The organism is Pseudotabrizicola sp. (assembly GCF_030656345.1).
In the GTDB taxonomy this organism is placed as follows: domain Bacteria; phylum Pseudomonadota; class Alphaproteobacteria; order Rhodobacterales; family Rhodobacteraceae; genus Pseudotabrizicola.
In genome coordinates, this window is sequence record NZ_JAUSNR010000012.1 from 115,316 (window position 1) to 142,100 (window position 26,785).

25 protein-coding genes are annotated in these 26,785 nt (G+C 63.5%); 13 read left to right on the top strand and 12 right to left on the bottom strand.

Annotated elements, in window-relative coordinates:
* Window positions 1-78 precede the first annotated feature (78 nt).
* The 10 genes from dctP to Q7J44_RS07355 all read left to right on the top strand — a co-directional run bounded on the left by dctP (window position 79) and on the right by Q7J44_RS07355 (window position 12,115).
* Window positions 79-1,074, top strand: coding sequence for a TRAP transporter substrate-binding protein DctP (gene dctP / locus Q7J44_RS07310; protein WP_304878485.1), 996 nt, complete (start codon window positions 79-81; stop codon window positions 1,072-1,074).
* 53 nt (window positions 1,075-1,127) lie between these two features.
* Window positions 1,128-1,640 (top strand): TRAP transporter small permease, encoded by a 513-nt coding sequence (locus Q7J44_RS07315; RefSeq protein WP_304878487.1) that lies wholly within the window; start codon window positions 1,128-1,130, stop codon window positions 1,638-1,640.
* A 1-nt stretch (window position 1,641) separates the two neighbouring features.
* On the top strand, window positions 1,642-2,934 hold the full coding sequence (locus tag Q7J44_RS07320) for a TRAP transporter large permease (RefSeq protein WP_370692969.1): 1,293 nt from the start codon (window positions 1,642-1,644) through the stop codon (window positions 2,932-2,934).
* A 20-nt stretch (window positions 2,935-2,954) separates the two neighbouring features.
* Window positions 2,955-3,401, top strand: a complete 447-nt coding sequence (locus Q7J44_RS07325) for a type II 3-dehydroquinate dehydratase (protein ID WP_304878490.1) — start codon at window positions 2,955-2,957, stop codon at window positions 3,399-3,401.
* A gap of 278 nt (window positions 3,402-3,679) precedes the next feature.
* Complete coding sequence (locus tag Q7J44_RS07330) at window positions 3,680-4,567, top strand: AraC family transcriptional regulator (protein ID WP_304878491.1); 888 nt, start codon at window positions 3,680-3,682, stop codon at window positions 4,565-4,567.
* Between the two features lie 81 nt (window positions 4,568-4,648).
* On the top strand, window positions 4,649-6,784 hold the full coding sequence (locus Q7J44_RS07335; protein WP_304878493.1) for a TonB-dependent siderophore receptor: 2,136 nt from the start codon (window positions 4,649-4,651) through the stop codon (window positions 6,782-6,784).
* Window positions 6,778-7,647, top strand: a complete 870-nt coding sequence (locus Q7J44_RS07340) for an iron-siderophore ABC transporter substrate-binding protein (protein WP_304878494.1) — start codon at window positions 6,778-6,780, stop codon at window positions 7,645-7,647. The genes Q7J44_RS07335 and Q7J44_RS07340 overlap by 7 nt, the downstream gene beginning before the upstream one ends.
* Window positions 7,644-9,611 (top strand): Fe(3+)-hydroxamate ABC transporter permease FhuB, encoded by a 1,968-nt coding sequence (gene fhuB / locus Q7J44_RS07345; RefSeq protein ID WP_304878496.1) that lies wholly within the window; start codon window positions 7,644-7,646, stop codon window positions 9,609-9,611. The genes Q7J44_RS07340 and fhuB overlap by 4 nt, the downstream gene beginning before the upstream one ends.
* Window positions 9,608-10,375, top strand: coding sequence for an ABC transporter ATP-binding protein (locus Q7J44_RS07350; protein ID WP_304878498.1), 768 nt, complete (start codon window positions 9,608-9,610; stop codon window positions 10,373-10,375). Before fhuB ends, Q7J44_RS07350 begins: the two co-directional genes overlap by 4 nt.
* A 39-nt stretch (window positions 10,376-10,414) precedes the next feature.
* Entirely contained in the window at window positions 10,415-12,115 is a 1,701-nt protein-coding gene (locus Q7J44_RS07355) for an ABC transporter ATP-binding protein (RefSeq protein WP_304878500.1), read from the top strand.
* Between the two features lie 7 nt (window positions 12,116-12,122).
* Here the strand turns inward: Q7J44_RS07355 and Q7J44_RS07360 are convergent, their stop codons facing one another.
* From Q7J44_RS07360 to Q7J44_RS07370, 3 genes are all read right to left on the bottom strand, one after another.
* Window positions 12,123-13,094 (bottom strand): siderophore-interacting protein, encoded by a 972-nt coding sequence (locus Q7J44_RS07360; RefSeq protein WP_304878502.1) that lies wholly within the window; start codon window positions 13,092-13,094, stop codon window positions 12,123-12,125.
* Between the two features lie 221 nt (window positions 13,095-13,315).
* The gene (locus tag Q7J44_RS07365) at window positions 13,316-13,720 is read right to left on the bottom strand and encodes a type II toxin-antitoxin system VapC family toxin (RefSeq protein WP_304878504.1); all 405 of its coding nucleotides are present in this window, start codon (window positions 13,718-13,720) and stop codon (window positions 13,316-13,318) included.
* Window positions 13,717-13,959, bottom strand: a complete 243-nt coding sequence (locus tag Q7J44_RS07370; protein ID WP_304878506.1) for a type II toxin-antitoxin system Phd/YefM family antitoxin — start codon at window positions 13,957-13,959, stop codon at window positions 13,717-13,719. Before Q7J44_RS07370 ends, Q7J44_RS07365 begins: the two co-directional genes overlap by 4 nt.
* A gap of 269 nt (window positions 13,960-14,228) precedes the next feature.
* Between Q7J44_RS07370 and Q7J44_RS07375 the strand changes: the two genes are divergently transcribed.
* Complete coding sequence (locus Q7J44_RS07375; protein ID WP_103332067.1) at window positions 14,229-14,435, top strand: cold-shock protein; 207 nt, start codon at window positions 14,229-14,231, stop codon at window positions 14,433-14,435.
* A 219-nt stretch (window positions 14,436-14,654) separates the two neighbouring features.
* Window positions 14,655-16,286, top strand: coding sequence for an MFS transporter (locus Q7J44_RS07380; RefSeq protein ID WP_304878509.1), 1,632 nt, complete (start codon window positions 14,655-14,657; stop codon window positions 16,284-16,286).
* 44 nt (window positions 16,287-16,330) lie between these two features.
* Here Q7J44_RS07380 and Q7J44_RS07385 read toward each other — a convergent pair whose 3' ends face one another.
* The 8 genes from Q7J44_RS07385 to Q7J44_RS07420 form a co-directional block, all read right to left on the bottom strand.
* Window positions 16,331-17,410, bottom strand: coding sequence for a chemotaxis response regulator protein-glutamate methylesterase (locus tag Q7J44_RS07385; protein WP_304878511.1), 1,080 nt, complete (start codon window positions 17,408-17,410; stop codon window positions 16,331-16,333).
* Window positions 17,411-17,417: 7 nt separating this feature from the next.
* Window positions 17,418-18,269 (bottom strand): protein-glutamate O-methyltransferase CheR, encoded by an 852-nt coding sequence (locus Q7J44_RS07390; RefSeq protein WP_304878513.1) that lies wholly within the window; start codon window positions 18,267-18,269, stop codon window positions 17,418-17,420.
* The gene (locus tag Q7J44_RS07395) at window positions 18,266-18,781 is read right to left on the bottom strand and encodes a chemotaxis protein CheW (protein WP_304878516.1); all 516 of its coding nucleotides are present in this window, start codon (window positions 18,779-18,781) and stop codon (window positions 18,266-18,268) included. The genes Q7J44_RS07390 and Q7J44_RS07395 overlap by 4 nt, the downstream gene beginning before the upstream one ends.
* A gap of 57 nt (window positions 18,782-18,838) precedes the next feature.
* Window positions 18,839-21,073: a methyl-accepting chemotaxis protein gene (locus tag Q7J44_RS07400; RefSeq protein WP_304878517.1), complete on the bottom strand. Its 2,235-nt coding sequence runs from the start codon at window positions 21,071-21,073 to the stop codon at window positions 18,839-18,841.
* Window positions 21,074-21,086: 13 nt separating this feature from the next.
* Window positions 21,087-21,533 carry a chemotaxis protein CheW gene (locus Q7J44_RS07405; RefSeq protein WP_304878518.1) on the bottom strand — a complete coding sequence of 149 codons (447 nt, stop codon included), beginning with the start codon at window positions 21,531-21,533 and terminating at the stop codon, window positions 21,087-21,089.
* 71 nt (window positions 21,534-21,604) lie between these two features.
* Window positions 21,605-23,632 carry a chemotaxis protein CheA gene (locus Q7J44_RS07410; protein ID WP_304878519.1) on the bottom strand — a complete coding sequence of 676 codons (2,028 nt, stop codon included), beginning with the start codon at window positions 23,630-23,632 and terminating at the stop codon, window positions 21,605-21,607.
* Entirely contained in the window at window positions 23,633-23,998 is a 366-nt protein-coding gene (locus tag Q7J44_RS07415) for a response regulator (RefSeq protein WP_304878521.1), read from the bottom strand.
* A gap of 10 nt (window positions 23,999-24,008) precedes the next feature.
* Window positions 24,009-24,299 (bottom strand): hypothetical protein, encoded by a 291-nt coding sequence (locus Q7J44_RS07420; RefSeq protein WP_304878523.1) that lies wholly within the window; start codon window positions 24,297-24,299, stop codon window positions 24,009-24,011.
* Window positions 24,300-24,451: 152 nt separating this feature from the next.
* On the opposite strand from Q7J44_RS07420, the gene Q7J44_RS07425 reads away from it, so the two are divergent.
* Complete coding sequence (locus tag Q7J44_RS07425) at window positions 24,452-26,050, top strand: hypothetical protein (protein WP_304878525.1); 1,599 nt, start codon at window positions 24,452-24,454, stop codon at window positions 26,048-26,050.
* A 31-nt stretch (window positions 26,051-26,081) separates the two neighbouring features.
* Here the strand turns inward: Q7J44_RS07425 and pcaD are convergent.
* Window positions 26,082-26,785 (bottom strand): 3-oxoadipate enol-lactonase (gene pcaD, locus Q7J44_RS07430; RefSeq protein WP_304878527.1); only part of this gene is annotated, 704 nt, incomplete at its 5' end.

The following is a 26,785-nucleotide window of genomic DNA, read 5'->3' on the forward strand; positions in this document are numbered from 1 at the left end:
CCGATGTAGGGTAAGGTTTCACGGGCCGGGATGGGGCCCCGAAGATCGGCAAGATCTGTGTTCAAGGGAGGATGAAGAATGGCTGGATTTACACGCAGGGCCCTGTTTGGCGGGGCCACGGCAATGGCTTTGACGGCAGGGTTGCTTTCTGCCGGGGCGGCACTGGCGCAGGACAAGCCGGTGCTGCGGTTCTCGGCAGTGTTTTCGGATCAGGATATCCGCGCCCAGATGGTGCAACAGCTTGGCGCGGCAGTGGCCGACATTGCATCGCTGGAACTGCATTACGGTGGCACGCTGTTCACTCAGGGCACCGAGCTTGTGGCGCTGCAGCGCGGCAACCTTGAAATGGGCAATATCGCGCCGCAGGATATTTCCAACCAGATCCCGGCGTGGTCCTTGCTGACCTCGGCCTATCTGTTCCGCGACCCTGATCACCTGATGGCGTTCTTCGCCTCGGACGCAGGCGCGGAAATGAAGCAGCTGGCCGAAGACCAACTGGGCATTCACATCCTTGGGCCCACGTTTTTCGGCACCCGTCATGTCGGGCTGAAATCGGACAAGAAGATCAACACACCCGAAGACATGGCCGGTATCCGGTTGCGGATGCCCCCCGGAGAGTCGTGGCAGTTCCTGGGTGAGGCGATTGGCGCGAACCCGACCGCGATGGCCTATGCAGAGGTTTACACCGGCCTGCAGACCGGCGCGATTGATGGTCAGGACAATCCGCTGCCCAATGTGCAGAACATGAAGTTCTACGAGGTGATGAGCCAGATCGCCCTGACCAGCCATCTGGTGGCGTTCGATCTTCTGACCATCTCGACCGCCGCGTGGTCGGCGATGTCGGCCGAGCAGCAGGCGGCGTTTCAGGCCGCCGCAGATGAGGCCATGGCGTGGAGCGCGGCAGAACACCTGAAGCGCGAGGTTGAGCTGACCGAGTTCTTCAAGGAACAGGGGCTTGATATCTATGCCCCCGATGTCGACGCCTTCCGTCAGGCCGCGCAGGCCAAGTACCTGGCCTCTCCGATTTCAGCCGACTGGCCGGATGGCATGCTGGAACGTATCAACGCGATGTGATCCGGTCTACGGGCGGCCGCAAAATGGTCGCCCGGCGCAAAAGGGGGGGGACGATGATGGACAAGCTGAAAAAGGCGGCGAGCCTTATGTCGCGCGTGGCCGAAGGCCTGGCGGCGCTGATGCTTGCCATCATGTTCTGCTCTTTCCTGCTGACAATCCTGTTCCGCTATGTCCTGAACCGGCCATCGGGCAGTGCGGCCGAAGTCAGTTCCGTGATGTGGCTGTGGCTGGTGCTGTTCGGCGCTGGTTTTGTCCTGCGCGAACGCGAAGAAATCCGGTTCGACATTCTGTACAGCGCGGTTTCGCCGGCGGTGCGGCGGCTGTTCATGGTGATCATCGCCAGCATTGTCATCGGGTTGTTCGTGTTGTCGCTGCCTGCAGTCTGGGACTATGTCACCTTTATGAAGGTGCAGCGCACCGCCTATCTGCGGATACGCTTTGACTGGCTGTTCTCGGTCTATGTGCTGTTCGCAGGGGCTGTGATCCTGCGCTATTCCTGGCTCGCCCTGCGCGCCATCTGCGGTGATGATCCCTTGCCGCCGGTCTTGCCCGGAAAGGACGACTGAGTTGGACCCCTTCACCGCTGGCCTTTTGCTGATCTGCTTTCTGGCCCTTCTGGGCCTGCCGATCGGGCTTTCCATGCTGACCGGATCAATCCTGTATCTGTGGATACGCGGGCAGGATATGGGGCTGGTGGCCGAACGGCTTCTGAATTCCATGTTCACCGGCTACGTCATCCTTGCGGTGCCACTGTTCATTCTGGCGGCAGAGCTGATGAACAGCGGGTCGATGACCGACCGGCTGCTGCGGTTCTGCAATGCCTTTGTCGGCAGGTTCCGGGGCGGTCTGGCGCAAGTGAACATTGTGCAGTCGGTGATCTTTTCCGGCATGTCCGGCTCTGCCTTTGCCGATGCGGCGGGGACGGGGCGGATCATCGCCAACATGATGACGCGCGACGGCCGCTACACCCGCAGCTTTGCGGCGGCGCTGACCGCCAGCTCAGCGGTGATCGGCCCGATCATCCCACCATCGATTCCGATGGTGTTGTACGCGCTGGTCTCGAACGCCTCGATCGGGTTTCTGTTCCTTGCGGGCATTCTGCCGGGGCTTATGATGGCGCTGATGCTGATGATCCTTGTGGTGATCCAGTCCCGCCGTCAGAATTTCCCGGTAGAGCCGCCGGTTCCGGTCCGCGACCTGCCGGGCATCACGCTCAGCGCGTTTCCGGCGCTGCTGATGCCGGTCGTTCTGCTGGGCGGCATCTATTCCGGTGCGATGACCCCGACCGAGGCCGCCGCCGTCGCCGCCGCCTATGCGCTTGTGGTGTCGGCGGTGCTGTACCGCTCGATCTCGCTGGGTCAGCTGTACCGGGCGCTGACATCGGGCGCGCGGTCTTCGGCCTCCATCGGGATGCTGATCGCGGGCGCGCTGGTGTTCAACTATGTCGTTACCGCCGAAAACATCCCCCAGTCCCTGAGTGTTTACCTGACCGGATGGGACCTGACGCCGCTGCAGTTCCTGCTGCTGGTGAACATTGTCCTGCTGCTGGTCGGGGCCTTGCTGGAAGGCACCGCGATCCTGCTGATCATTGTGCCTGTCTTCATTCCGACGGCAACGGCACTGGGTATTGACCCGGTACATTTCGGCGTGGTCGCTGTGGTCAACATCATGATCGGCCTGATCACACCGCCCTATGGTCTGCTGATCTTTATCATGCAGAGCATTACCGGCGCGCCGTTGCGCCACCTGATCCGGGATCTGATCCCGTTCATCATCGCGCTTCTGGTGGCGCTGGTGATCATCACCGTATTTCCTGACCTTGTGCTCTGGCTGCCCCGGCAGTTCGGATATCAGGGCTGACCATCAAAGAAGGGGCCCCCATGCCTGCCGCGATCCATGTTCTGAACGGCCCAAACCTCAATCGTCTTGGCACGCGAGAGCCCGAGATTTACGGCCACACAACGCTTGCCGGGGTGAAGGCGATCTGTGAAGGGGCTGCAGGCCCGCATCCACTGGTGTTCCTGCAGTCGAATGCTGAACACCAGATCATCGACTGGATTCATGAGGCAATCGATGCAGGTGCGGGCGCCATCGTCATCAACCCGGCCGGGCTGACCTTTACCTCGGTGCCGATCATGGACGCGCTGAAGATGTTCCCGGGCGTGGTGATCGAACTTCACATCTCGAACATCCACCGGCGCGAGGCGGTGTATCATCAGTCGCTGGTCTCCAAGGTGGCAACAGCCGTCATCGCCGGCCTTGGACCACAAGGCTACCGCAGCGCCGTCGAAGCCGTCCGCCGGATACTGGACACCGCAGAGGCTTGAGTGGGAGAGGCGGCCCACGCAATGCAAGGCAGTCGTGCTGCAGGCCGCAACAAGGCTCTGACGCAAAGGATGGTGCCGGATATTCGTGCGGTCAATCTGACTTGGCTAGTGTCCCCGCGGGGATTGGGCGGGGCGCGGGTCCCTTTGCGCAAACCACCCTGTCGGGCTGGGACGTTGTAATTTCCGATAATATTTGTCAGAAATAGAACCTGACGATTCGGTGTCCGTGATCTGCGCTCAGATTGACAGACCCTATCTGGAAAACAGGACACCCGGCCATGACGGCATCAGCTGATTTCCGCCCGCGGATGGAAGCGCAGACGCGCGGTCTGCGGACCCTGGCACCCTTGGCCTATCGTCGGGTTCAGGGTGCTGTTGCGGATGTCTGGTCTGTCCAGGGGGACAAAGGGGGCGGCGGGTTCTACACTGCCCCTGATCCCAGAATCGTGATTTTTCTGGACGATACGCCGCCGCCTCTGGCCCTGCGATCCGGGGTTGGGAAAAGCGAGCGTAGCGGCGTTCAGGCGTTCTACATTCCGGCCGACGCGCCGCTCTGGAGCCGACTACAGCATCAGACCCACATGACACATCTGGACTTTCATCTCGATCAGTCAAGCCTGCATCGGCGCCTTGCCTCGGGTGGGGTGCGCGCAGATCTGACACAGATCCGGATGTTCCCGGAAAGCCGCGAACTGCTCAGCCTTGGTCGCCTTGCCGCGGATGAAGTGCGAAACCCGCGCCGGGGACAGATGCTGCTCGATGGTCTGCTGACCGCCGCATTGGGTGAGATCTTTGCGGTCAATGAGCCACAGCCGGCGCAGGCGTCAGGTGGTCTTGCGCCCTGGCAGATGGCGGCTGTCGAACGGCTGGTCCGCGATAACATGAGTCGCCACGTCGGGGTGGCCGAGCTGTCAGATGCCGCCAGATTGTCGGAAAGCTGGTTCTCGCACTGTTTCCGGCAGCAGACCGGGCACACGCCGCAGCGCTGGCAGGCACAGCTGCGACTGGACGTGGCCGAAGAGATGATGGCCGATCAGCGGTTGTCGCTGGCAGAAATTGCACATGCGACCGGGTTTTCCGATCAGGCGCACCTGTCGCGAACCTTCCGGATGCATCATGGCCAGCCGCCTTCGATCTGGCGGCGGAACAGATTTCCGCATGGCTGAACAAATCACGACAGGCCGGTTCAAGACCTGCCCATAATTCTAGAGTTAAACGCTCAGGAATCTTTCCTCAGGAAATGCCACATGACACATCTGATCCGCCCCCACCCGCTTTTGCTTGGTGCCAGTCTCTTTGCGCTTCTGTCCTCTGGTGTGCTGGCACAAGAGGCGGATGATGGCGCGCGCACCACCTTCCTTGGGGTGATTGTCGTGGATGGCAACGAAAACCCGACGGCCCCGCTCAGCGGCCCGGTAGCCCGCACCGCCGCCACAACAAAAACCGCCACCCCGATCACCAAGGCCCCGGCGTCGATTTCCGTGATCCCGAACGCCCAGATGCGGGAGCAGGGCGCGACCAATCTGGCCGAAGCGCTGAGCTATTCCGCCGGTGTGATCACGGAAAACTACGGCGGCGACCCCCGGTTTGACAGCCTTTACCTGCGCGGCTTCAACCTTGAGAATGACAAGTTCCTCGACGGGTTGCGGCTGATGCGGTCCACCCAATATCCGACCAGCGCACCGACTTTCGAGCTTTACGGCATTGAACGGGCCGAGGTGCTGCGCGGACCGGCGTCGGTTCTTTATGGCGCAGGCACCCCCGCTGGTCTGGTCAACATGGTGCAGAAACGCGCGCAGGCCTCGGGGGATTTCACCGAACTGGGGGTGACGGCCGACTCGAACGGGTCCGTTTCGGTTTATGGTGACGCGAACCGCGTGGTGGACGACCGCTTTGCCTACCGGATCACCACCAAGGTCGGCAACAGCCGGACCGATGTCAAAAAGATCGACAACGAACGCGCCTATCTTGGCATTTCGGCCAGCTATGCGCTGAACGACAGCACTGAACTCGAATTCATGGTCAGCCATCATGACGATGCGCCAATGTCGCCGACCGGCGTTCCGAACGGCTTTGTCGGCGTCTACGGCCTGAAAGATATGCGCGACTTCAACTTTGGCGACACCTCTGTAAACACCAGCGACCGGAAGATGAGCACATTGTCTTTCGGCGCAACCCATGATTTCGGCAATGGCTGGAAGCTGAACGGAACCTTCCGCTACACCGATTTCGACTGGGTTTATCGCAACGTCTATGTCAGCGGCAGCACCGGCTCGGCCGCAGACCGGGGCGTTATTGATCAGGGCGAGGATTTTGACAGCCTTGGTTTCGATCTGCGTCTGGCAGGCATCGTCTCGACCGGGGCCATTGACCACAGCCTGACCTTTGGTCTGGATGCGCAGAAGTTCAAGGAAAGGGCCTATACCGGCTTTTCCACAACCGACTCCATCGACTTTACCGCCCCGGCCTATGGCGGGCTGACCATCAGCGCGCCGTGGTATGTGGCGGACAAGACCGTCGATGCCCAGCAATACGGGCTTTATGCGCTGGATGAAATGTCCTGGGGCAACTGGCGGGCGACCGTCGGGCTGCGCCACGACTGGACCGAGCAGACCGGCGCAAGCATCACAAACTTTGGCAACACCGATTACGCGCGCAGGAACAACGACACGACAGGGCATGTCTCGCTTGGCTATTCGTTTGAAAACGGCGTCAACGCCTATCTAGACTATGCAACATCCTTCCTGCCCCAGCCGGGGATGGATATTGATGGCAATGCGCTGAACCCCACCAAGGGCCGCCAGCTGGAGCTGGGGGTGAAGTATGAACCCACCGCCTTTGACGGGTTGCTCACCGCATCGCTGTTCAAACTTGAAGAAACTGACCGCAACACGACTGTCACCGAAACCGTCGGCGGCGGCACCATCACCGGCACCCGTCAGATCGGCAAAGCTGCCATTCAGGGGCTGGAGCTTGAAGGGGTGGCCGATCTTGGCAATGGCTGGACCGGCAAAACCGCCTATACCTACGCGTCGACCAACATCACCGGCACCAATGATGGCAACGAACTGGCAAACACACCGCGTCATGCCGGCAGTGTCTGGATATCACACCAGATGCAGACCGGCCGCTTTGCCGGGCTGACGTTCAGCGGCGGTCTGCGCCACATCGGCACCCGCTGGAGCTCGGACGACAACACCACCCGGCTGAAAGCGGTGACACTGGTCGATCTGGGCGCATCCTACAGCTGGGATAACGGCATGAACCTGCAGGTGAATCTGAACAACGTGACGGATGAGGCCTATGTCAGCGCAGTTGGCTTCAGCTCCAGCTACATCGGCGACGGGCGCAACCTGCAGGCCAATCTGTCCTGGAAATGGTAAGCAGACGGACGTTCCTTGGCGCGGCGGTTGCTGCCGCCGCCCTTGGCCGCGCACATCGGGGATGGGCCGCTGCGCCGCTAAGGCTTGCGGCAATCGACTGGGCCATGGCAGAAACCGCCATGGCCCTCGGCTGTCCGCCGGTTGCGATGGCGGAACTGATCGCCTTCCGGTCCGAGACGCCCGTGCCTTTGCCGGTCGGCATGACCGACCTTGGCCTGCGCGGTGCGCCGAACATGGAAGCGCTGAGTCTGGCCGCGCCCGATCTGATCCTGTCCTCCAGCTATTACAGCTTTGCCGAACCGCAGCTGACCCGGATCGCCCCGGTGTTTTCGCGTGCCCTTTATGTTGCGGGCTCTCCGCCACTGCCCAAGGTGACGGCCCTCGTGACCGAACTGGCGCAGGTCATCAACCAGCCTGGCCGGGGCGCAGCAACCCTTGCGGCGGTGCAGGCAGAGTGGGCGGGCCTGCAGCACCGGGCGGCACGATTTAGCGACAGGCCACTTGTCCTGATGAACATCGGCGATGCCCGTCATGTCCGGGTTTTTGGCGATGACAGCCTGTTCGGTGGCGTTCTGAACGCCATCGGCCTGACCAACGCCTGGCAGGGCGGCACCCGCTTTTCCTTCCACGCCCCGGTGCCGGTCGAGCATCTGGCCGAATTCAAAGAGGCGCGGTTTATCCTTGTGGGCGCTGTGCCGCCGCAGGCGGCGCGCGGTCTGAAACATGGTGCGCTGTGGAACAGTCTGGGGCCGTTGCGCGGTGGGCGGGTTGGGCAACTGCCCGAAATGAACGCCTTTGGCGGGCTGCCGTCGGCCCTGCATTTCGTGCGCCACCTGCTGTCGGTCCTTGAGGCCACAGGATGAAACTGGCCCTTCCGCTATTCCTGTGCCTCGCGCTGGGTCTCTGGACATTTGCGGCGCTCAGCACCCTGCCTCTGGCAGGTTGGCCGGCCTTTCCATGGCGCGTGGACAGCCTGTCCATCGATCAGATCCTACTGGCCTATGGCGTATTGCCGCGGGCCGCGGTGGCCCTGCTGGCAGGGGCCAGTCTGGGCCTTGCAGGCGCGTTAATGCAGGCGGTGCTGCGCAATCCGCTGGCCGACCCGACCACCCTTGGCACCGCATCCGGCGCGCAACTGGCACTGGTGGCGGCGACCATTCTGGCCCCCGGTCTGCTGGTGGCAGGCGCGATTCCGGTGTCGCTGGCCGGGGCCGCGCTGGTGACGCTGCCGGTTCTGGCACTGGGCGCACGGCGCGGGTTTGCGCCGGTGACAGTGACCATTGCCGGTATGCTGGCGGGAATGCTCTGCTCGGCGGTTGCGACCGCGCTGACCCTGTCGCAAGGCCACTACCTGCTGTCGCTGGTGATCTGGAACGGCGGCGCGCTGACCCAGCAGGACTGGAGCGGTGCTGCGCGGCTGGCGCTGGCCTTTGCCGTTGCGCTTGGCCTCGCCGTATTGTTGGCGCGCCCGCTGGTGGTGCTGTCCCTTGGCACCGAAGGCGCGCGGGGGCTGGGCCTGTCGCTGTCGCGCCTGCGTCTGGGAACCATCCTGATTGCAGTCACCCTGTCGGCGCTGGTGTCGGCCGAGGTGGGGCTGGTCGGCTTTATCGGGCTGGCCGCACCTGCCATCGCCACCAGTCTTGGCGCGCGGACGGTGAAGACGCGGCTGCTGCTCTCGCCGCTGGCCGGGGCGCTGATCCTGTCGCTGGTTGACGGCGTGTTGCTGACCATCGCGACGCTGGGCGGCCCGACCTTGCCTGCTGGTGCCCTGACCGGGCTCATCGGCGGGCCGCTTCTGCTGTGGCTGCTGCCAAAGATGGCAACGCGTATTCCGCAGCCTGTTGAGGACGGCGACAGGTTTGCCAGACGGGCGGCACGTCCCGGCCTGATCCTGACGGGTCTTGCCGTCGCAGTGCTGGTTCTGTCGGGTCTTACCTTGCTCGGCGGGCGAAGTGGCGCTGGTTGGGAGATTATTCCGGCTGATCTGGCGGCCACATTCCTGCCGCTGCGGGCGACGGCCATTCTGGCCGCGCTGGCCTCGGGTGCCTTGCTTGCCGGGTCAGGAGCGATTTTGCAACGGCTGACCGCAAACCCGATGGCCGCGCCCGAGGTGCTGGGCGTAACCGGCGGTGCGGCACTCGGCTATGCGGCCACGCTGTTCGCGCTGCCCGCGCCGGGGCCGCTTGCCCTTGCCTTGGGAACCTCTGCCGGGGCGGCACTGGCGCTGGCCGCGCTGTCGGCCCATGCCGCGCGGTCCGGCCTTGCCCCGGCCCGCGTTCTGCTGGCCGGTCTGGCCATCGGCGCGCTGTCTTCGGCGGTGCTGGGGGCGATCATGGTGTCTGATGACCGCCGGGCCTGGCTGATCCTTGGCTGGCTGGCCGGGGGCACGCATCAGGTGACGCCGGTGCTGGCACTGGCACTGGCGCTTCTTGCCATGCTCCTTCTTGCGCTGATGCTGCTCAGCGGACGGTGGCTCGATATTCTGCCGCTGGGGCCAGAGGTGGCGCAGGCCCTTGGCCTGCCGCTCCTGCGACTGCGGATCGGGATGATCCTGCTGGCTGGGTTTGCAACCGGGGCCGCAACGATGCTGGTGGGGCCGGTCAGCTTCGTCGGCCTGATGGCCCCGCATCTGGCGCGCAGCCTTGGCCTTGCCCGCGCCGCCCCGTTTGCGGCAGGCAGTTGGCTGCTTGGCGCCTTGCTGATGGTGCTGGCCGCCTTTGGTGCCCGGACCGTTGCCTTTCCCTATGACCTGCCGCTGGGGCTGGTGGCCAGCCTGATCGGCGCGCCATGGCTTTTGCTTGTCCTGCTCAGAAAGACCCGCGCATGACTTTGTTCTCGCTGTCCGATGTAACCTATGACGTGCCCGGGCGACGTCTTGTCGACGGGCTCAGCCTTAATGTTGCGGCGGGCAGGGTCACGGCGCTGCTGGGGCGCAACGGGTCGGGCAAATCAACCCTTATGCGGCTGATTGCGGGGCAGTTGCGCCCCGCCTCGGGCCGGATCACCCATTCGGGTCAGGATATCGCCGGTCTTGCGCCACGCGCTCTGGCGCGCAGCATCGCTTATCTGCCGCAGGTCACCCCGCCCGCCGAAGGCATGCGGCTGGGTGAACTGGTCGCGCTTGGCCGCTATCCGTGGCGCGGCGCTCTGGGCCGGTTCCGCCCCGAAGATCACGCCGCCGTGGCGCAGGCCATGGCGCGCTGCGGGCTGCAACCGCTGTCCGACCGTCTGGTCGATACGCTGTCGGGCGGCGAACGGCAACGGGGCTGGATTGCGATGATGCTGGCACAGGGCGCGCGCACGCTTTTGCTTGACGAACCCACCTCGGCGCTGGATGTGGCGCATCAGGTCGAGGTGCTGGGCCTTGTCCAGCGCATGTGCCGCGACTCCGGTCTGTCTGCGGTGATTGTGCTGCATGATGTCAACATGGCCGCCCGCTATTGCGATCATGTGGTTGCCCTTGAAACCGGGCGTCTGGTGCTGAATGGTCCGGTGTCGACCCTAATGTCGGCGGCGGCTTTGCACCGTGTCTATGGCCTGCCGATGCGGGTTTCCGAACAGGGCGGGCACAGTTTTGCCCTTCCCGAGTAACCCCCGCCCCTTCCCCGGCCAAACCGCAGGATAACCCCTATGCTCCGCCAGTTCTTTGCCTATTACCGCCCGCATATGCGCCTGTTCTGGCTGGATTTTGGCTCGGCGGTGCTGTCTGGCCTGCTGGAGCTTTCTTTTCCGCTCGCGATCACCGCCTTTATCGACCACCTGCTGCCGATGGGCGACTGGTCGCTGACCCTTGCCGCCGCTGCCGCGCTGCTGGTGATTTACGCGCTGAACACCGGGCTGATGATCGTGGTGATCTACTGGGGCCATATGCTGGGGATCGAGATCGAAACCGAAATGCGCCGCACCGCCTTTGCGCATCTGACCCGGTTGTCATGGCGTTGGTTCGACACAGCGAAAACCGGCAAACTGGTGGCTCGCGTGACGCGCGATCTGGAAGAGATCGGCGAGGTGGCCCACCACGGTCCGGAAGATCTGTTCATCGCCATCATGACCTTTATCGGGGCGTTCCTGCTGATGCTGTGGCTGCACCCGGTTCTGGCCTATGCCACGGCCACCATTGTGCCGGTCACGATCTGGCTGGTGGTGGTCTATGGCGGACGGATGACCCGCACCTGGCAAGAGATCTACGCCCGCGTCGGCGGCTTCAACGTGCGGCTGGAAGAAGCGGTCGGCGGCATCCGCGTGGTGCAGGCCTTCGCCAATGAGGCGCATGAGGCGCGCCTGTTCGAGCGTGACAACCGCGCCTACCGCGCCACCAAGCTCGACGCCTACCGCATCATGGCAAAATCGACCGCCCTCCATTACATGGGTCTGCGGCTTGTGCAGGTGGTGGTGATGGTTCTGGGCGCGGGGCTGGTGCTTGACGGCGACCTGACCACCGGCGGTTTCGTCGGCTTTCTGCTGCTGGTCGGCGTGTTCTTCCGCCCGCTGGAAAAGATCGCGACCGTGATCGAGACCTATCCACGCGGCATTGCCGGGTTCCGCCGCTATCAGGAGCTGCTGGCCACCGAGCCTGAAATCGCCGATGCGCCGGGGGCGATTGCTGCCCCGCCGCTTGCCGGGCAGATCGTGTTTGATGATGTGTCGTTTGCCTATGATGACGCGCGTCCGGTGCTGCATAATGTCTCTTTCACCGTGAACGCGGGCGAGACCGTGGCCTTTGTCGGCGCGTCCGGGGCGGGGAAATCCACGCTGCTGGCGCTGTTGCCCCGGTTTTACGAACCCGTCTCGGGCCGGATCACGGTGGATGGGCTGGATCTGTCGGCCATGACACTGGATTCCCTGCGCCGCCAGATCGGGATCGTCAGTCAGGACGTGTTCCTGTTCGGCACCACCTTACGCGAAAATATCGCCTATGGCCGTCTGGGGGCCACCGACGACCAGATCATGGCCGCCGCAGACTCCGCCCAGCTTGGTGCGCTGATCGCGACCCTGCCAGCCGGCCTTGATACGATGGTGGGCGAACGCGGCGTGATGCTGTCGGGCGGGCAGAAACAACGCGTCGCCATCGCCCGCACCTTCCTGATGAACCCGCCGATCCTGATTCTGGATGAGGCAACTTCAGCCCTCGACAGCCAGACCGAGCGTGAGATTCAACTGGCATTGGAGGCCTTGTCGGCGGGCCGCACCACGCTGGTGATCGCGCACCGTCTGGGAACGGTCCGCACCGCCGACCGGATCGTCGTGATGGAAAGCGGACGTATCGTCGAAACCGGGCAGCACGATGATCTGGTGCAACGCGGCGGGGCCTATGCGCGGCTGGCGGCCTGACCGTTTGTCAGGCTGACCAATACGCCGCGCAGGCAAAGCTGCCCTTGCCCCGGCCTTGCGATTCAAGATGCTTGCGGGCGGCGCGCGCCTGATCTTCGCGCCCGGCGAACCAGACAAACGCATCCTGCGGCAGGTCGGCCTTGTGCAGGTCATGCAGCAGATCAGTCGACAGGGTAACGCGGGCATCCTGGGTCAGCAGGCCAAGGTCGTCAGGGTCTGCAAACACAAAGGCCCGCACCTGCCCAGTGGCTTCTGACAGCATCCGCCGGATCGCGGGCAAGGCCGTCTGATCGCCGAACAGCCAAAGATCATCGGCCTCCGGGCAGGTGCCGCCACCGGGACCCATCAGCCCGACACTGCTGCCCAAGGCCGAGGCGGTTGCCCAGTCACAGGCCGGGCTGTCGCCATGCACGAATAAATCGAACTCCACCCATTCAGAGCCGAGCCCCGACACCGTATAAACCGCGCGGTGCAAGGCATCGTCACCCGCCGGCCAGACCGTCCGCCCGGTCACGCCAATCATCGGCCAGACCGGCGGGCGGTTCCTGGGGGGCAGCAAAAGCCGGAAATGAATGCCGCGCCCTGTCGCCAGCGGTGCCACATCCCCCGTCAGGCGCACGCGCAGAAAATTGGGCGAAAGCGGCCACACCGCAGTCTTTTCCAGCACCATAAGCCCCGGTGCCAATGCCCCGGCGTCCACCTTGTCCCAGACAACCGGGATGCCTTCCGCCTCCATCAGCTCGGTCACGCTGTCACGGATCACCTGAAGCAAGCGACGGTCGGGCGCGGTCACGCTCAGCCGCATGTCCGACTGGCCCTGCCGCAGGATCAGCTGGCCCTGCCAGAGGTGAACCATGATCTCACCCCCGGCCTCAACCACCGGCAGATCCCATTCCAGCGCCCGCGCGCGGATCGTGGCCACAGCGGCCCCGGCACCCATGCGGATTGTACCCGAAGCAGACAGATCAGAAAGCTGCACCTGAAAGTCTCCCTGTGGCCAGACATGACGGATCAGCGGCGGTATGGTCCAGGTGATCCGACGGCCCGGTTTAATAACTGAGCGTTTTAATAAACTAATAGCGCAAACGGTCAACGGTGCTGGGAGCAAAGACGGAACAAAATCACAGGCATGTCGCGCAGAACGGTCATTGTCGCCGAAAGAGACTGCTTCCACCCCACCGGGGCGTTCAAGTCGCGGGGTCAGAAAGGATTTTCGAGTGTCACGCCGGTGGGCGCAAAATCGCTCACATTGCCGGTGACCACGGTCGCTGCATGCCGGAGCGCAGAGGCGGCAATCATCAGATCTGCGCCGCTATGGCCAATTTCGGCCGACAACCGGCCCCAGATGCGGGCGTCTTCGGCCTCGAACGGCAGCAACCGGTCTGAAAACAGCAGGACGGTGCGGTCGAGCCACAGGCGAAGTTCGCGCGCGAAATCGGGGTTGCGCGCTTCCTGCTGGCGGATGCCGCGCTCTATCTCCCCAATCGTGATGACGCTCAGGAAAAGGCTCTGTTCCGGCTTGCCGCGCAACCACGCCGCAACTTGCGGGGCGCGGTCGATGCGGCGGACCGCGGACAGGACATTGGTATCAAGCAGGTAGATCAAAAGGATACGTCCCGCGGTCTGGCCCCGGCGCGCTCGATCTCACCGCCCGGAAACGCCAGCAGGTGCTCGGAGAAACTTTCCCGGGCGCTGACCGCCCCTGCCAGAAGCCGGTGATATTCTTCCGACGACAGAACAACCACGGCGGGGCGGCCCCGACGCGTCACTTCCTGCGGTGTGCCGGCAAGCGCGGCCTCGACCAAAGCGCTGAACTTGTTTTTCGCGTCCTGAACCGTCCACATTTCGGATTTTCCTAGCTAGCCATCTGGCTAGATAGATAACCCGGCAGCGCCGGTTTGTCAAACGCAGTCGCCGCAGTGATCCGACCCGATCGCCCAGGCGAAACCCGAATGTTCGCACTGCCCTTGCAAAGCGGGGCGTGGTCTGATAGAAAGGTTAGGCAAAGCTTCTTCTTTCGACCTCCTGTTTCCTTACGGCTTCAGTTGCGATTCTGACGACACTGGGCCGGACCATCGCATTATGTGGATGGTAATAATCTAGGAGACACACGATGGCCAATGGCACCGTGAAATGGTTCAACGCAACAAAAGGCTTCGGCTTTATCGCTCCGGCACAAGGCTCCAAGGACGTGTTCGTCCATGTGAGCGCGCTGGAACGTGCTGGCATCCGCCAGCTGGATGACGGTCAGGCCGTGACCTTCGATCTGGAAAGCGACCGCAATGGCCGTGAATCCGCGACGAACCTCGCACTCGCCTGAACCTCGGTTCGGTTGACACGATCTGAAACGGGGGTGGCGCAAGCCGCCCCCGCTTTCATTTGCGGCCCATCGGGAACGCAGCAAAGGGAACCCCTTGCCCGTGCGGGCAGTTGTCCCCTGCAGAGGATTACCCTACAAAGCCGGTGATCGCTGCATCTGTCGGAAATCCCCTCCCCTGCCATGACTTCGGCCGCTGCGGGGTGCGCGTGTGAGGTATCCTTGGCACTGCCCGCTTTTCTGGACCCGCTGAAACACCGGACCTATCGGCGGCTTTGGGCTGCCACAACCATGTCCAGCCTTGGCACCTTGATTCAGGCGGTCGGCGCGGCCTGGCTGATGACCTCGCTGACCCCTTCACAAACCATGGTGTCGCTGGTTCAGGCGTCAAACACCCTGCCGATCATGGCATTTTCGCTGATTGCCGGGGCGCTGGCCGATACCCACAACCGGCGACGCATCCTCATTCTGGCGCAGATGGCGATGGTTCTGGCCTCTGCCGGGCTGGCCATTGCTGCGTGGACCGGCGGGCTGACGCCTTGGTTGCTGTTGGGGTTCACCTTTCTGATCGGCTGCGGTTCGGCACTGTACAATCCGTCATGGCAGGCCTCGATGGGCGATGTCGTGCCGCGGAGCGATCTGCATGCGGCGGTCAGCCTCAACAGCCTCAGCTTCAACATGATGCGCAGCGTCGGCCCGGCGGCGGGCGGGCTGATCGTGGCGGTCGCGGGGCCCGCCTCTGCCTTTGTGATCAATATGGTGCTGACCCTTCCGCTGATTCGCGAACTGGTCCGCTGGCAGCCCGATTACCCACGATCCGACCTGCCGCCCGAGGATATTGGCCCCGCCATCGGGGCCGGTCTGCGCTATATGCTGATGTCGCCGGCACTGCTGAAAGTACTGCTGCGCGGCGCGATCTTTGGCACGGCGGCTGTGGCGACCCTTGCCTTGCTGCCGCTCGTCGCGCGCCAGACCATGCAGGGCACCGCGCTGACCTATGGCATCCTGCTGGGCACTTTCGGGCTGGGGGCGATCGGCGGCGGGGTCGCCAACAGCTGGCTGAAGCGGCACATGTCGAATGAGGCGGTGATTCGCCTGGCCTGTGCAGGCTATGCGCTGGCCTTGCTGATTCTGGGCTGGACCGATGCGATGGTGTTGGCCAGTCTGGCGCTGCTGGTTGCCGGGGCCTGCTGGGTGATGGCGCTGGCCTTGTTCAACGTGACGGTGCAGCTGTCCACGCCACGCTGGGTGGTGGGCCGGGCAATCTCCTTTTACCAGACCGCGACCTTCGGTGGCATGGCGCTGGGGGCCTGGCTCTGGGGCAGCATTGCCGAGGCGCACGGCCTGTCCGGGGCCTTTGTGCTGGCGGCGGTTTTGCTGGCAGCGGGCGGCCTGCTCGGCCTGTGGCTGCCGCTTTCGGCCTTCCCCGAGGGCGATCTGGACCCGCTGGGCCGGTTCCGCACCCCGACTCCGATGATCGACATAAAGCCGCGCTCTGGCCCGATCATGGTGATGATCGACTATGATATCGGCCTTGCCGACACCCCGCACTTTCTGGCGCTGATGCGGGAACGGCGCCGCATCCGTTTGCGCGACGGGGCACGGCACTGGACCCTGATGCGCGATATCGAACGGCCCGAGACCTGGATCGAAAAATATCATGTGCCGACCTGGGTCGATTACGTGCGGCACAATCAACGCCGCACCACGGCAGATGCCGACAATCTGAATCAGCTGAACGCCCTGCATCGCGGCACCCAAGGCCCGCTCAGGGTGCACCGGTTGATCGAGCGGCAGACCGTGCCGCTGACTGATGATCTGCCCCCGGTCGCCACCGGCCCGATTGACATCTGACTTCGGCACGAATCTGAGCGGGACCACCGGGGCCGCAACAGGTTTCAGCCCCGGCCAAGACGCAGCGCCGCCTGCGCCAGCCGCCCCAGCGGCATCTGTTCCTCTACCCCGCCATGGCGCATCGCCTCCTTTGGCATGCCGTAAACCACCGAACTGGCCTCATCCTGCCCGATCGTTCGCGCGCCGGCATCGCGCATTTCTTTCATACCGCGCGCGCCGTCATCACCCATGCCAGTCATGATAACGCCAATCGCATTCGGCCCGGCATAGCGCGCCACTGAGCGGAACAGCACATCGACCGATGGCCGATGGCGCAGCACCAACGGCCCATCGCGCACATCCACCGTATAGGTCGCGCCGCTGCGGTTCAGCAGGGTATGGCGGTTGCCCGGTGCAATCAGCGCGTGCCCGCGCAACAGCCGGTCGCCCTGCGCGGCCTCTTTCACCGAAACGCCACAGATCGTGTCAAGCCTGCGCGCAAAGGCGGCGGTAAAACCTTCGGGCATATGCTGCACGATGATGATCGGTGGGCAATCGACGGGCATCGCCTGCAAAAACACCTGAACCGCCTCGGTCCCGCCGGTCGATGCCCCGACGGCGATGATCTTTTCGGTCGTTTTCGCCATCGCCCGGCTGGGTGGCGCGGGCATCATCGCATCCGCCGTCAATTTGGCGGCGGGCGGATGTTCGCGCACCCGGCCCAGACGGGCCTGCGCCGCACCCTTGATCGCATCACAGATACGAATACGGCTGTCCTCCAGAAAATCCCGGATACCGACCTGCGGTTTGCAGATGATATCCACGGCACCGGCATCCAGCACCCGCGCCAGGGTTTCGGTATTGGCCCCGACCAGCGACGAACACATCACCACAGGAATCGGATGCTGGGACATGATCTTGCGCAGGAAGGTCACCCCATCCATGCGGGGCATCTCGACATCCAGGGTGATGACATCGGGTCGCTGCTGGCGGATCAGCGCCGCCGCCGCAAACGGATCACCCGCCGTGCCCATCACCTCAAGCTCGGGGTCGGACGAGATAAGCTCGGCCATGACCTGGCGCACAACGGCACTGTCATCGACCACAAGAACCCGGTACTTCCGGCCGTTGGGCAAAAGTGTCACTGCAGGCCTACTCCTTTCGATAAATGGATGGGGAAACCAGCGTCATGCCGGGCGGAGGGCTGGCAAGACCCTCGGAATGCCCGGTCAGCAAATACCCGCCGGGCCGAATCCGGCGCGCCACCTGTGCGGCGGCGCGCAGCTGATCGTCAGGTTCGAAATAGATCAGAACATTGCGCAAAAAGGCGATATCCGCGGTCAGCGTCATGTTTGACGGCAGGTCCAGCAGGTTGGCCCAGGCAAGACGGGCCCGGCTGCGCAGTTCCGGCGCAATCCGGTAGCGGGGCTTGCCGCCGACCGGGCTGCGCGAGCGCAACAGGTAGCGGCGGCGCATCTCATCCGGGATTGGCAGGATATCATCCTCATCAAAGGTCGCGGCTGCGGCCTTGCTCAGGATTTTCTGCGATACATCGGTGCCGACCAGATCCCAGCGCAAACTGCGGTTGCGCGCGAATGTGTCAAGCACCATGCCTGCCGTCCACAGCTCGGCCCCGGTGGAACAGGCCGCGCTCCAGATTGTCAGCGGCCGGTCGCGCCCCGCGCCTTCGGCCAGCACCGACGGCAGGCCGCTGGCAGCCAACCAGTCGAAATGGGCCTTCTCGCGGAAGAAAGAGGTGGTATGCGTTGTCAGCGCCTCTACCAGCCGCAGGGCGGCCGGCCCGGCCGGGGCCGTGCGCAGATGCTCGACATATTCATTCACCGTCCCGACGCCGGACTCCCGCAGCAGACGGTTGATCCGGTGTTCCAGAAAATCGGTCTTGGTTGCGGCAACGGAAATGCCGCTCAACCGAAACACCGCCTCGACAAGGATCTGAGCCTGATCCGGAGTGATCCGTACCTGTTGAATTGTCCCCCCCATCATTCGAAGTCGAACGCGCCGGGAAGGTTGGTCTGGAACACCGTCTCAAGCGCGAGGATCTGGACCAGCAGCCCGCCGACACGCGCAACACCGCGCAGCACGGACGAATCCCAGCTTGTCATCGCATTGGGTGCCGCGCCGATTTCATCATCCGGAATTTCGGCCACCCCCAGAACGCGATCGGCGATGACACCGATCGGGGTTGCAGGGTTGGCCCCGAATTCCAGAACAATGATCCTCCCGCCGCCCTCTGTCTGGCTGCCGTGCAGGCCAAGCCGCCCCGGCAGATCAACCAGCGCCACGTTTTCGCCGCGGATATCAATCATGCCCAGCAGATCGCCCGGTGCATTCGGCAATCGGGTGATGGCCTGCATGTCAAGGATCTCGCGAACCATGGAAACATCAACGGCCAGCGTCTGCCCGGCAAGAACAAAAGTCACATAGGTCCGGGGATCGTCTGTGGTCCCGCTGTCTTCCTGGCTCCAGGCCTCTTCGGCCAGACTGGCTGCCGTCATCTGAAATCACCTGCAATATGGGTCGGGGCAAGGCATCTGCTCAACACGCTGCGTCGCTCAATACCGCTGGAAATCATCGTCACCACCGGCAGCTGTATCTCCGGCCAGATCGATCATGACTCCGTTCTGGAAGGCATGGGCCGCACCGTTTGTCTTTGCCTTTGCAGCCGGCGGAGCCGTGTTGATGCCGCGCGGGCGCTGGGTGGTAAAGGTCGGCCGGGAGGAGGATGCCTCGCGTGGATGGTCCGCGTTGGCCGGCCTGACAGCCGGGCGGTCATCGCCCAGACGGAAGAAGCCGATCACCCCGCGCAGCTGTTGCGACTGGGTCGCCAGCTGTTCAGAGACGCTGGCCGCCTCGGTCGACGAAGACGCATTCTGCTGGATGACCGAGTCGAGCTGGCGGATCGCTTCATTGATCTGCTCTGCGCCGACATTCTGTTCCCGCGTCGCGGCGCTGATCTCTTGCACCAGATCGGCGGTGCGTTTGATCGACGGCACAAGCGACTGCAGCATTTCACCGGCGCGCTGGCTGACCTCAACCGTTTTGCCCGAAAGCTGGCTGATCTCGCCCGCCGCCTGCTGGCTACGTTCAGCAAGTTTGCGCACCTCCGAGGCGACCACGGCAAACCCCTTGCCGTGCTGACCGGCGCGCGCCGCTTCAACCGCCGCATTCAACGCGAGAAGATCGGTCTGCCGGGCGATTTCCTGAATGATGTTGATCTTCTCGGCAATGGTTTTCATGGCGCGCACAGCCTCATCGACGGCTTTGCCACTTTCTTCCGCCTCTTGCGCCGACTTGGTCGCAATCTTTTCGGTCTGCGCGGCGTTATCGGCCGATTGCCGGATATTGGCCGACATTTCCTCCATCGAGGACGAGGCCTCCTCTGCCGCCGCAGCCTGTTCGGTCGCCCCCTGGCTCAGCTGTTCTGCCGTTGCCGACATCGCCTGCGCGCCTTCGGCCACCCCGGCGGCGCTGTGGTTGGCGTTGGAAATCACCTCGCGCAGCTTTTCCAGCATGTTTTCCAGCGCGATGCCCAGCCCGTCAACTTCGGACCTGCGCTTCGTGACAATACCCAGATTGCCCTGGCTGATCTTTTCCGCGACGGTCGTGATCTCACGGAGGGATCCCGACATGCCGTGCATCGCGGACAGCAGATCGCCGATTTCATCGCGGCTGCTTGACGTCGCATCAACCGAAAGGTCGCCCTTTTCAACAGCGCGGGCCACCGTGACGGCGCGGTTCAGGCCGCGTGAGATCGAGATCGACAGCCAGAACGCCGCCGCCACACCGATACTGGCAGCCACAAGCCCCAGAGTAATCAGCACGGCCTTGGATGTTTCATAGACCTCAACCGCGTTTTCTTTGCCATGCGCAACACGGCCTCTGGCGTATGTCGCCACCGTGCGTGTCGCGGCAAGAAGTTCTTCAAATGCGGGATAGAGCCGTTCGTGCAGGATTGTAGCCGCGCGAGCATTGCTATTTTCCGCCGACATGGCTGTACCGCGCATCAGCGCGTCCCGCCAAGTTTCCCACCCCGCGATAATGGTTTCAACAGCACGGTTGTCAGTGACGCCCGCAAAGCCTCGCGCCTGCAAAAGATCTTGGGTTAGCGCATTTTCCAGCGGTTCACGGCGCGCCATCAGATCGACAAGCTCGGATTCGACTTCAGACATCAACATGTCACGCTCGATTTCCCTCAACGCGCGCATCGAATCTATTGCCCCGTCAAGTGATCGTTCGAGCGAGACCAACCGCGGATCGCGGACCTCTGAATCGGCAATCCGCTCCCTCACGCTGGCGATCAGTGTCTCGGCAGCATTGTAAAGAACGTTGTATGAAGGAATGCCTTCGTCATTATAAATCCCAAGTGCCCCTTCAGCGCTCTTGGCGACGCCGACCAAGCGCAACTCTGCCTCAATCGAGCGAAACGCGGCCCATTTGACATCGAAAACCGCGTACAGGGCCCTAGCTTCCTCCGAGACGATAACGCCGCCCAAAGTGGCGTGCAGCTCTTCAACGGTGGTCATATACTCATCCGCAGCACGGGCCGCCTCATCGGCATCTGCACGAGAGGGTGCCTCCAGATAGTCCTGAATGAGAGTCATGGCGCGAAGCGCCGCAGTCTGCTTGGTCAGCGCCAGTTCAAGCTGGCGCGCAAAGCGATCAACAATCACGTCAATCTCGTCCTTCATATCGGAAGTCTTTTTCAGCGCCATGAAACTGGAAACGCCGAGGAGGATGATCAGGACGGCAAACACCGCGATCAGTTTGGCTTTTATGGTCACTCGCATATCTGGTCCTTGCTCATGCTTGAAGGGATGGCCCGGCGTCCGGGCGGAAGAGAGTCTCGGTGTCTAGAAGGATGACGAGGGCTTCGCCGTGACGGGCGACGCCGGTAACATATTGTTCGGGCCATCGCGCGCCGAGCTCCGGCACAGGTTTAAGCGCGGCACGATCGGTTTCGATGACCTCCTCCACCGCGTCAGCCATGATCGCAAGGCGCGTCGGTGCCCCGTTGAGTGGCAGTTCAAGCACGATGATCCGGGCATTGTCGTCCGGTGGCACCGCAGGCATACGCAGGCGCTGACGGATATCAATCAGGGGTGCGATTGCGCCCCGGACGTTGATCAGCGCCGGGGCAAAGGCAGGCGCACCGGGCACCGGGGTAACCGGCATCGGGTCGAGAATTTCGTGAACCTCGCCGACCGGCAGGGCAAAGACATCGCCCGACAAGCGGAAGATCAGCATCATCTCTGTTCCGGCCCCAGCAGGCCGGCCGGGCTTTTCTGTCGTCAGTTCCATGTGCTCCATACCCGGTCTCCTCAGGCGATGAGCCGGTGCGCGATGCGCGCACGGCGGGCGAGGGTTGCAACATCAATGATCAGAGCCACCGCGCCGTCGCCCAGGATCGTAGCCCCGGCAAGGCCCGCAATATTGCGGTGGTAAACGCTGAGCGTTTTGATAACGGTCTGATTCTGACCAAGAATATCATCCACCACCAGGCCAAGGCGTTGGCCGTCGGCCTTGACGATCACGACCCGGCGGCGGGTCTCGGTACTCGGGGGGCGGGCGAAGACGTCATCAAGGTCAAGGAAGGGCACCAGATGTTCGCGCAGCTGCAACATCGACCGGCCACTTTCGCGTCTGCGTTCGGCCTCTTCAAATTCGACGCATTCCTCAACAGCGGACAGCGGGATCACGAACACGGACTGGCCAAGCCGGACCAGAAACCCGTCGATGATCGCAAGCGTCACCGGCAGCCGCAGGGTCACCCGGGTGCCGCGTCCCGCAACGGTGACAATTTCGGTCTGACCGCGCAACGCTTCGACCGCGCTGCGCACGGCGTCCATGCCGACCCCGCGCCCCGAGACGCTGGACAGCGACGAGGCGGTCGAAAACCCCGGTGCAAAGATCATCTGGTGAATTTCCGCCGGGTTGGGCGGGGCATCGGCGGCCATCAGCCCGCGTTCAATCGCGCGTTTGCGGATAGCTTCGGTGTTCAGACCGGCACCGTCATCTTCGATCGAGATCAGCACCTCCCCCCCCTCCTGCCGCGCCGACAGGGTGACCTTGCCGCGGGCGGGCTTGCCGGATGCCTGGCGCCGGGCCGCGTCTTCCAGCCCGTGGTCCATGCTGTTGCGGATCATGTGGACCAGCGGTTCGGACAACCGGTCAATCACGGTCTTGTCGAGTTCGGTTTCACCGCCCTCAACCGCAAGCATGACATCCTTGCCCAGTTCGACCGACAGATCACGCACCACCCGGCGAAACTTGCCGAACACCGATTCAATCGGCAGCATCCGCACCGAAAGTGTGGCGTCGCGCAGGCCGGTGACCAGACGTTCCACCTCTTCGACAATCGACTCGAAGTCGGCATTCTTGGTTGCCGCCGCAATCTGGTGCAGCCGCGCCTGTGCGATGACAAGCTCCCCCAGCTGATCCATGATGTCGTCAAGCTTGCCGGCCGGAACCCGGATGCTTTCGCTGGACCCGGTGTTTGCAGGGGGGCTGCGCGGGGCCGCGGCCTCTGGCGGGGGCGGGGCCTGAGGGCTGGGCGCGGCGGTTTCGGCGGCCATGGCCGGTTGGGCCGCAACCGGCACCACCACAGGACCCGTTTCGTCAACCATCTCTGTCACCTCCAGCGCGGCATCATCAGCAAACAGAAAAATCGCCTCAATGGCATCGCGGGGCTGCGACGTGGTCAGCATGACCTCCCACGCAAGGTAGGACCGTTCCGGTTCAAGCTCAGACAAGGCGGGCAGATCCGAGGCATCAAGCCGGATATCAACCTCCCCCAGCGCGGCGAGTTCGGCCATCAGCAGATCGGGGCGCATGCCGTTGCGCAGCGCGGCCGCATCCGGGTGAAAGCGGATCGACCAGCGGCGAAGGACCACCGCACGCTGCGGCAAGGCCGCAACTGCGGGGGCACTGCCGGTCACAGGATGATCCGGGTCTTTGCCCATGATGGCGGCCAGTGTTGTCAGAAGGCTTGCAGCCTCTTCCGAGGCTTCCAGCCTTAAGGCTTCCGGGCTGTCACCGCCGCAATCGAGCAGCGCCGTCATGTGATCGCGGGCGCGCAGCGACACGTCGATCAGGCGCGCGTCAACCTCCATCCGACCTTCGCGGACGCCGTCGAAGGCGTCTTCGAAATGGTGGGTAAAGCGCGCCAACGCCCCGAACCCGAACATGGACCCCGACCCCTTGACCGTGTGCAGCACCCGGAAAATGGCGTCGACACGGTCACGGTCGGTGCCCGTTTCAAGGTCCAGCAGCATCCCTTCCAGCCCTTCAAGCTGTTCGCGGGCTTCCTGCACAAATGTTTCAACTGCGGCGCTCAGATCGGTTTTCATTCAGCCCGCCAATCTTTTTGCTACGCTGATCAGGTTTTCCGGGGTGAACGGCTTGGTGATCCAGCCGGTGGCGCCAGCGGCCTTGCCTTCTGCCTTGGCTTCGGGCTTGGATTCGGTGGTCAGCATGATGATCGGCACACCGGCACCCTTTGGCATGCTGCGCAGGGCACGGATGAATTCGAACCCGTTCATCACCGGCATGTTCAGATCGGTGATCACCAGCGATACCTGTTCGGTCTTGAACACCTCGATCCCGCTCTGACCGTTGTCGCCTTCCACCACCCGGTACCCCAGCGGCACCAGCGTCAGCTTGATCATGTCGCGGATCGACTTGCTGTCGTCGACCGCCAGAATTGTATGGGCCATACTCGCTACCTCAGCTCCGCTCTGGACTGTGAAGGGAAAGCGCGGCAAGCGTGCCCGTGGCGCAGGGGCCAAAGCCGGAAAAGCCCCCTGCCGCTTCCAGCTGCTGCGCTGCGGCCAGCAGAAGCTGCAGCGCCGGCGCGGTGACCCTGTCGCCGGTCAGCTCAAGGCCAAGCGGCGCAGAGGCAGTGGCGGCACCGACAGCATTTGTCAGGTCCGTCAGGGCTGCCCGGCTGTCTGCCACGGCAAGCGCGTGTTCGATGAGATGCACCGTGCCGGTGCCGGATCCGATAGTGCCGACCATGCTGCGACTCGCCCTTTTTGTTGCCTCAGGCCGGACCATGGGCCGCAAAACTTAAGAAAAACCTTCGTTTTGACCGGGCATCTGTTCATTCCCCCGTAAGGACCGACTGCTATCGACAGCAAAGAAGAAGCTGAGGAGCACGAAGAAACAGCATGGGTTCTCTTGCCGCCATCGCCCCCGACGCGCCCGACTCTGCCCTGTCACAGGCGGGCGTCGCCTGCCGGGAATCCTTTGCCGATCTTGCCTTGCATCTTGTCGATGTTCAGGCCGCCGTCCTGGCGCTGCTCGATCTTTTCGCCGCCCTCGCAGACCATCTGGCCGCCGAGGGTGCGGGCCCCGACCCGGTGGCCGAGGCTGATCTTGCCGCCCGGACGCTGGTGGGCGTGCTGCCGGTAATTTCCGGCGACACCTACAGCCGGGCGCTTGGCGAAACCCGCGCCGCCCTGCACGAAGTCGCGCAAGAGGCACGGTCGCTCAAGGCCTATGCCGCTTTGACCCGGCTTACCGCCGCGTCGTTGCGGGTCGATGTGCTGCAGGCCTATGTCGCCGAGGTGCAGCAAATTGCTGAAACCGTGCAGGAAAATGCGCAATCGCTGACCGATTGCGTGGAAGTGATTGATCAGGAACGCGGACCTGCCGTCGCCGCGCAGCGTCTGGCCACCGCCGGGCTGCAGCGGATGCTGGATGATCTGGGGCAGGCCCGCGCGGCCAGCGCCGGGCTGGCCAATGAAGACCGGGTGTTCCGCGCCGATCTGACGCGGCGGATTGACCGTCTGTCGCACGGCGGCCGGACAGAGATTTCGGCCCTGATCTCGATGGTGCAATTCGCAGATCAGTTCGCCCAAAGGCTTGAACACATTGAAACAATCCTCGAATCTCATGTCAGTTCTGACCATACCGCCCCGCTCGCCGCCGCGCTGGAAACGGCACTGGTCGCCGATGCGGGGTCGGTCTGCTCCGCTGCCGTCACCAGTCTTGACCGGCTGGTGAAACTGGCGCGGCGCTCTGCCCTGGTGGATGGCGCCGCGCTGTCGGAAAGCCCGTTGGGCCGGTTGTTGCAGACCCGCCGCGCCGCGCTGACCTGCGTGCAGCGCTGCAATCAGGAAACGGCGGCGTCGCTGTCTGCGGCAGCCGGGGCAGCCCGGCAGATCTCTGCCGCCATCGCCGGGGCGCAGCGCGAATTTGACGCCCTGCGGGCCAGCGCGGCCAGCGTCAGCATCGCGGCAACCAACGCACTTTTGCTGCCCGGCCGCACCGGAGAGGCGCGGCTGCCGCTTGGCGTTCTGGCCAAGGCGGTGCAGGAAAGTTCGGCCGCTTTCCGTGACAAGACCGCCGCTGCCAGCCTGTCGATAGAGGGACTGTCAGACGGGTTCGACGCCGCCATCATCACCGCGCTGGAGGAGGGACTGGCCGGGTTTGATGCCTCGGTCCAGACCTCATCCTCCCGGATCGACGCGGCGGATGACAGCCAGCGCAAAATTGCAGCGCTTTTGAGTGATATCGGCGTCGCCGTTGCCGCGCTGGACCGGGCCGCCACGGACAGTCAGGCCGCAATGGCCTGCGTTCTGGCCTCGCTCCGCGTGCTGCGCGAGTCGATTTCTTCGGTCGGCCATCAGACGCCAGACCCGGATCAGCTTTCAGAATTCATCCCAATTTACACAATGGCGCGCGAGCGTGAGGTGCATGGCGCCGTCACCGGCATCACCCTGCCCGAACCCGAAGCCACCGCATCAGAGGTCGAGTTTTTCTGATGCACCGCGTGATCGGAGTGTGGGTCACGCCTCAGGCCAGATGCTGCTTCAGCAGCGCCACAAACCGCTCGGGCTGCTCGACGCACGGCAGGTGGCCTGCATCGGCGATCTCGATAAACTTTGCCCCGGCAATCTGCGCGGCCATCGCGCGCACCAGCGCCGGCGGGGTCGACGCGTCGTCGCGCCCCACCATCACCAGCGTTTTTGCCCGGATATGCGCCAGATCAGCGGTATAATCCGCATCGCGGATTGCAGCACAAACATCAGCATAGCCCTGCGCCGGTGTCCGTTCCAGCATCATGCGCCACATCTGAAACTCTGACGTGGCTGCAAAGCCGGGGGCAAACCAGCGCGACAGGATCGCATCGGAAATCGACGCGATGCCACTGTCCAGCACCGCCGCGATCCTTGGGTTCCAGATCTCGGGCGATCCGATCTTTGCCGCCGTATCGGCCAGCACCAGATGCGGCATCACCCCTGCCCGCCGCAGCGCCAGCCGCTGCATGATCAGCCCGCCGACCGACAGGCCAACGCCGGTAAAGCGGGTGATGCCCAGATGGTCCAGCAGCATTTCCACATCATCGGCCAGCGTTTCAATGCTCAGCCCCGGCCGCGCAACGCTTAACCCATGGCCGCGCTTGTCATGCCGCAGGATACCCCAACCTACGGGCAAGCGCGCGCAAACCCGGTCCCAGACCCGCAGATCGGTGCCCAGCGAATTGCCGAACACCAGCA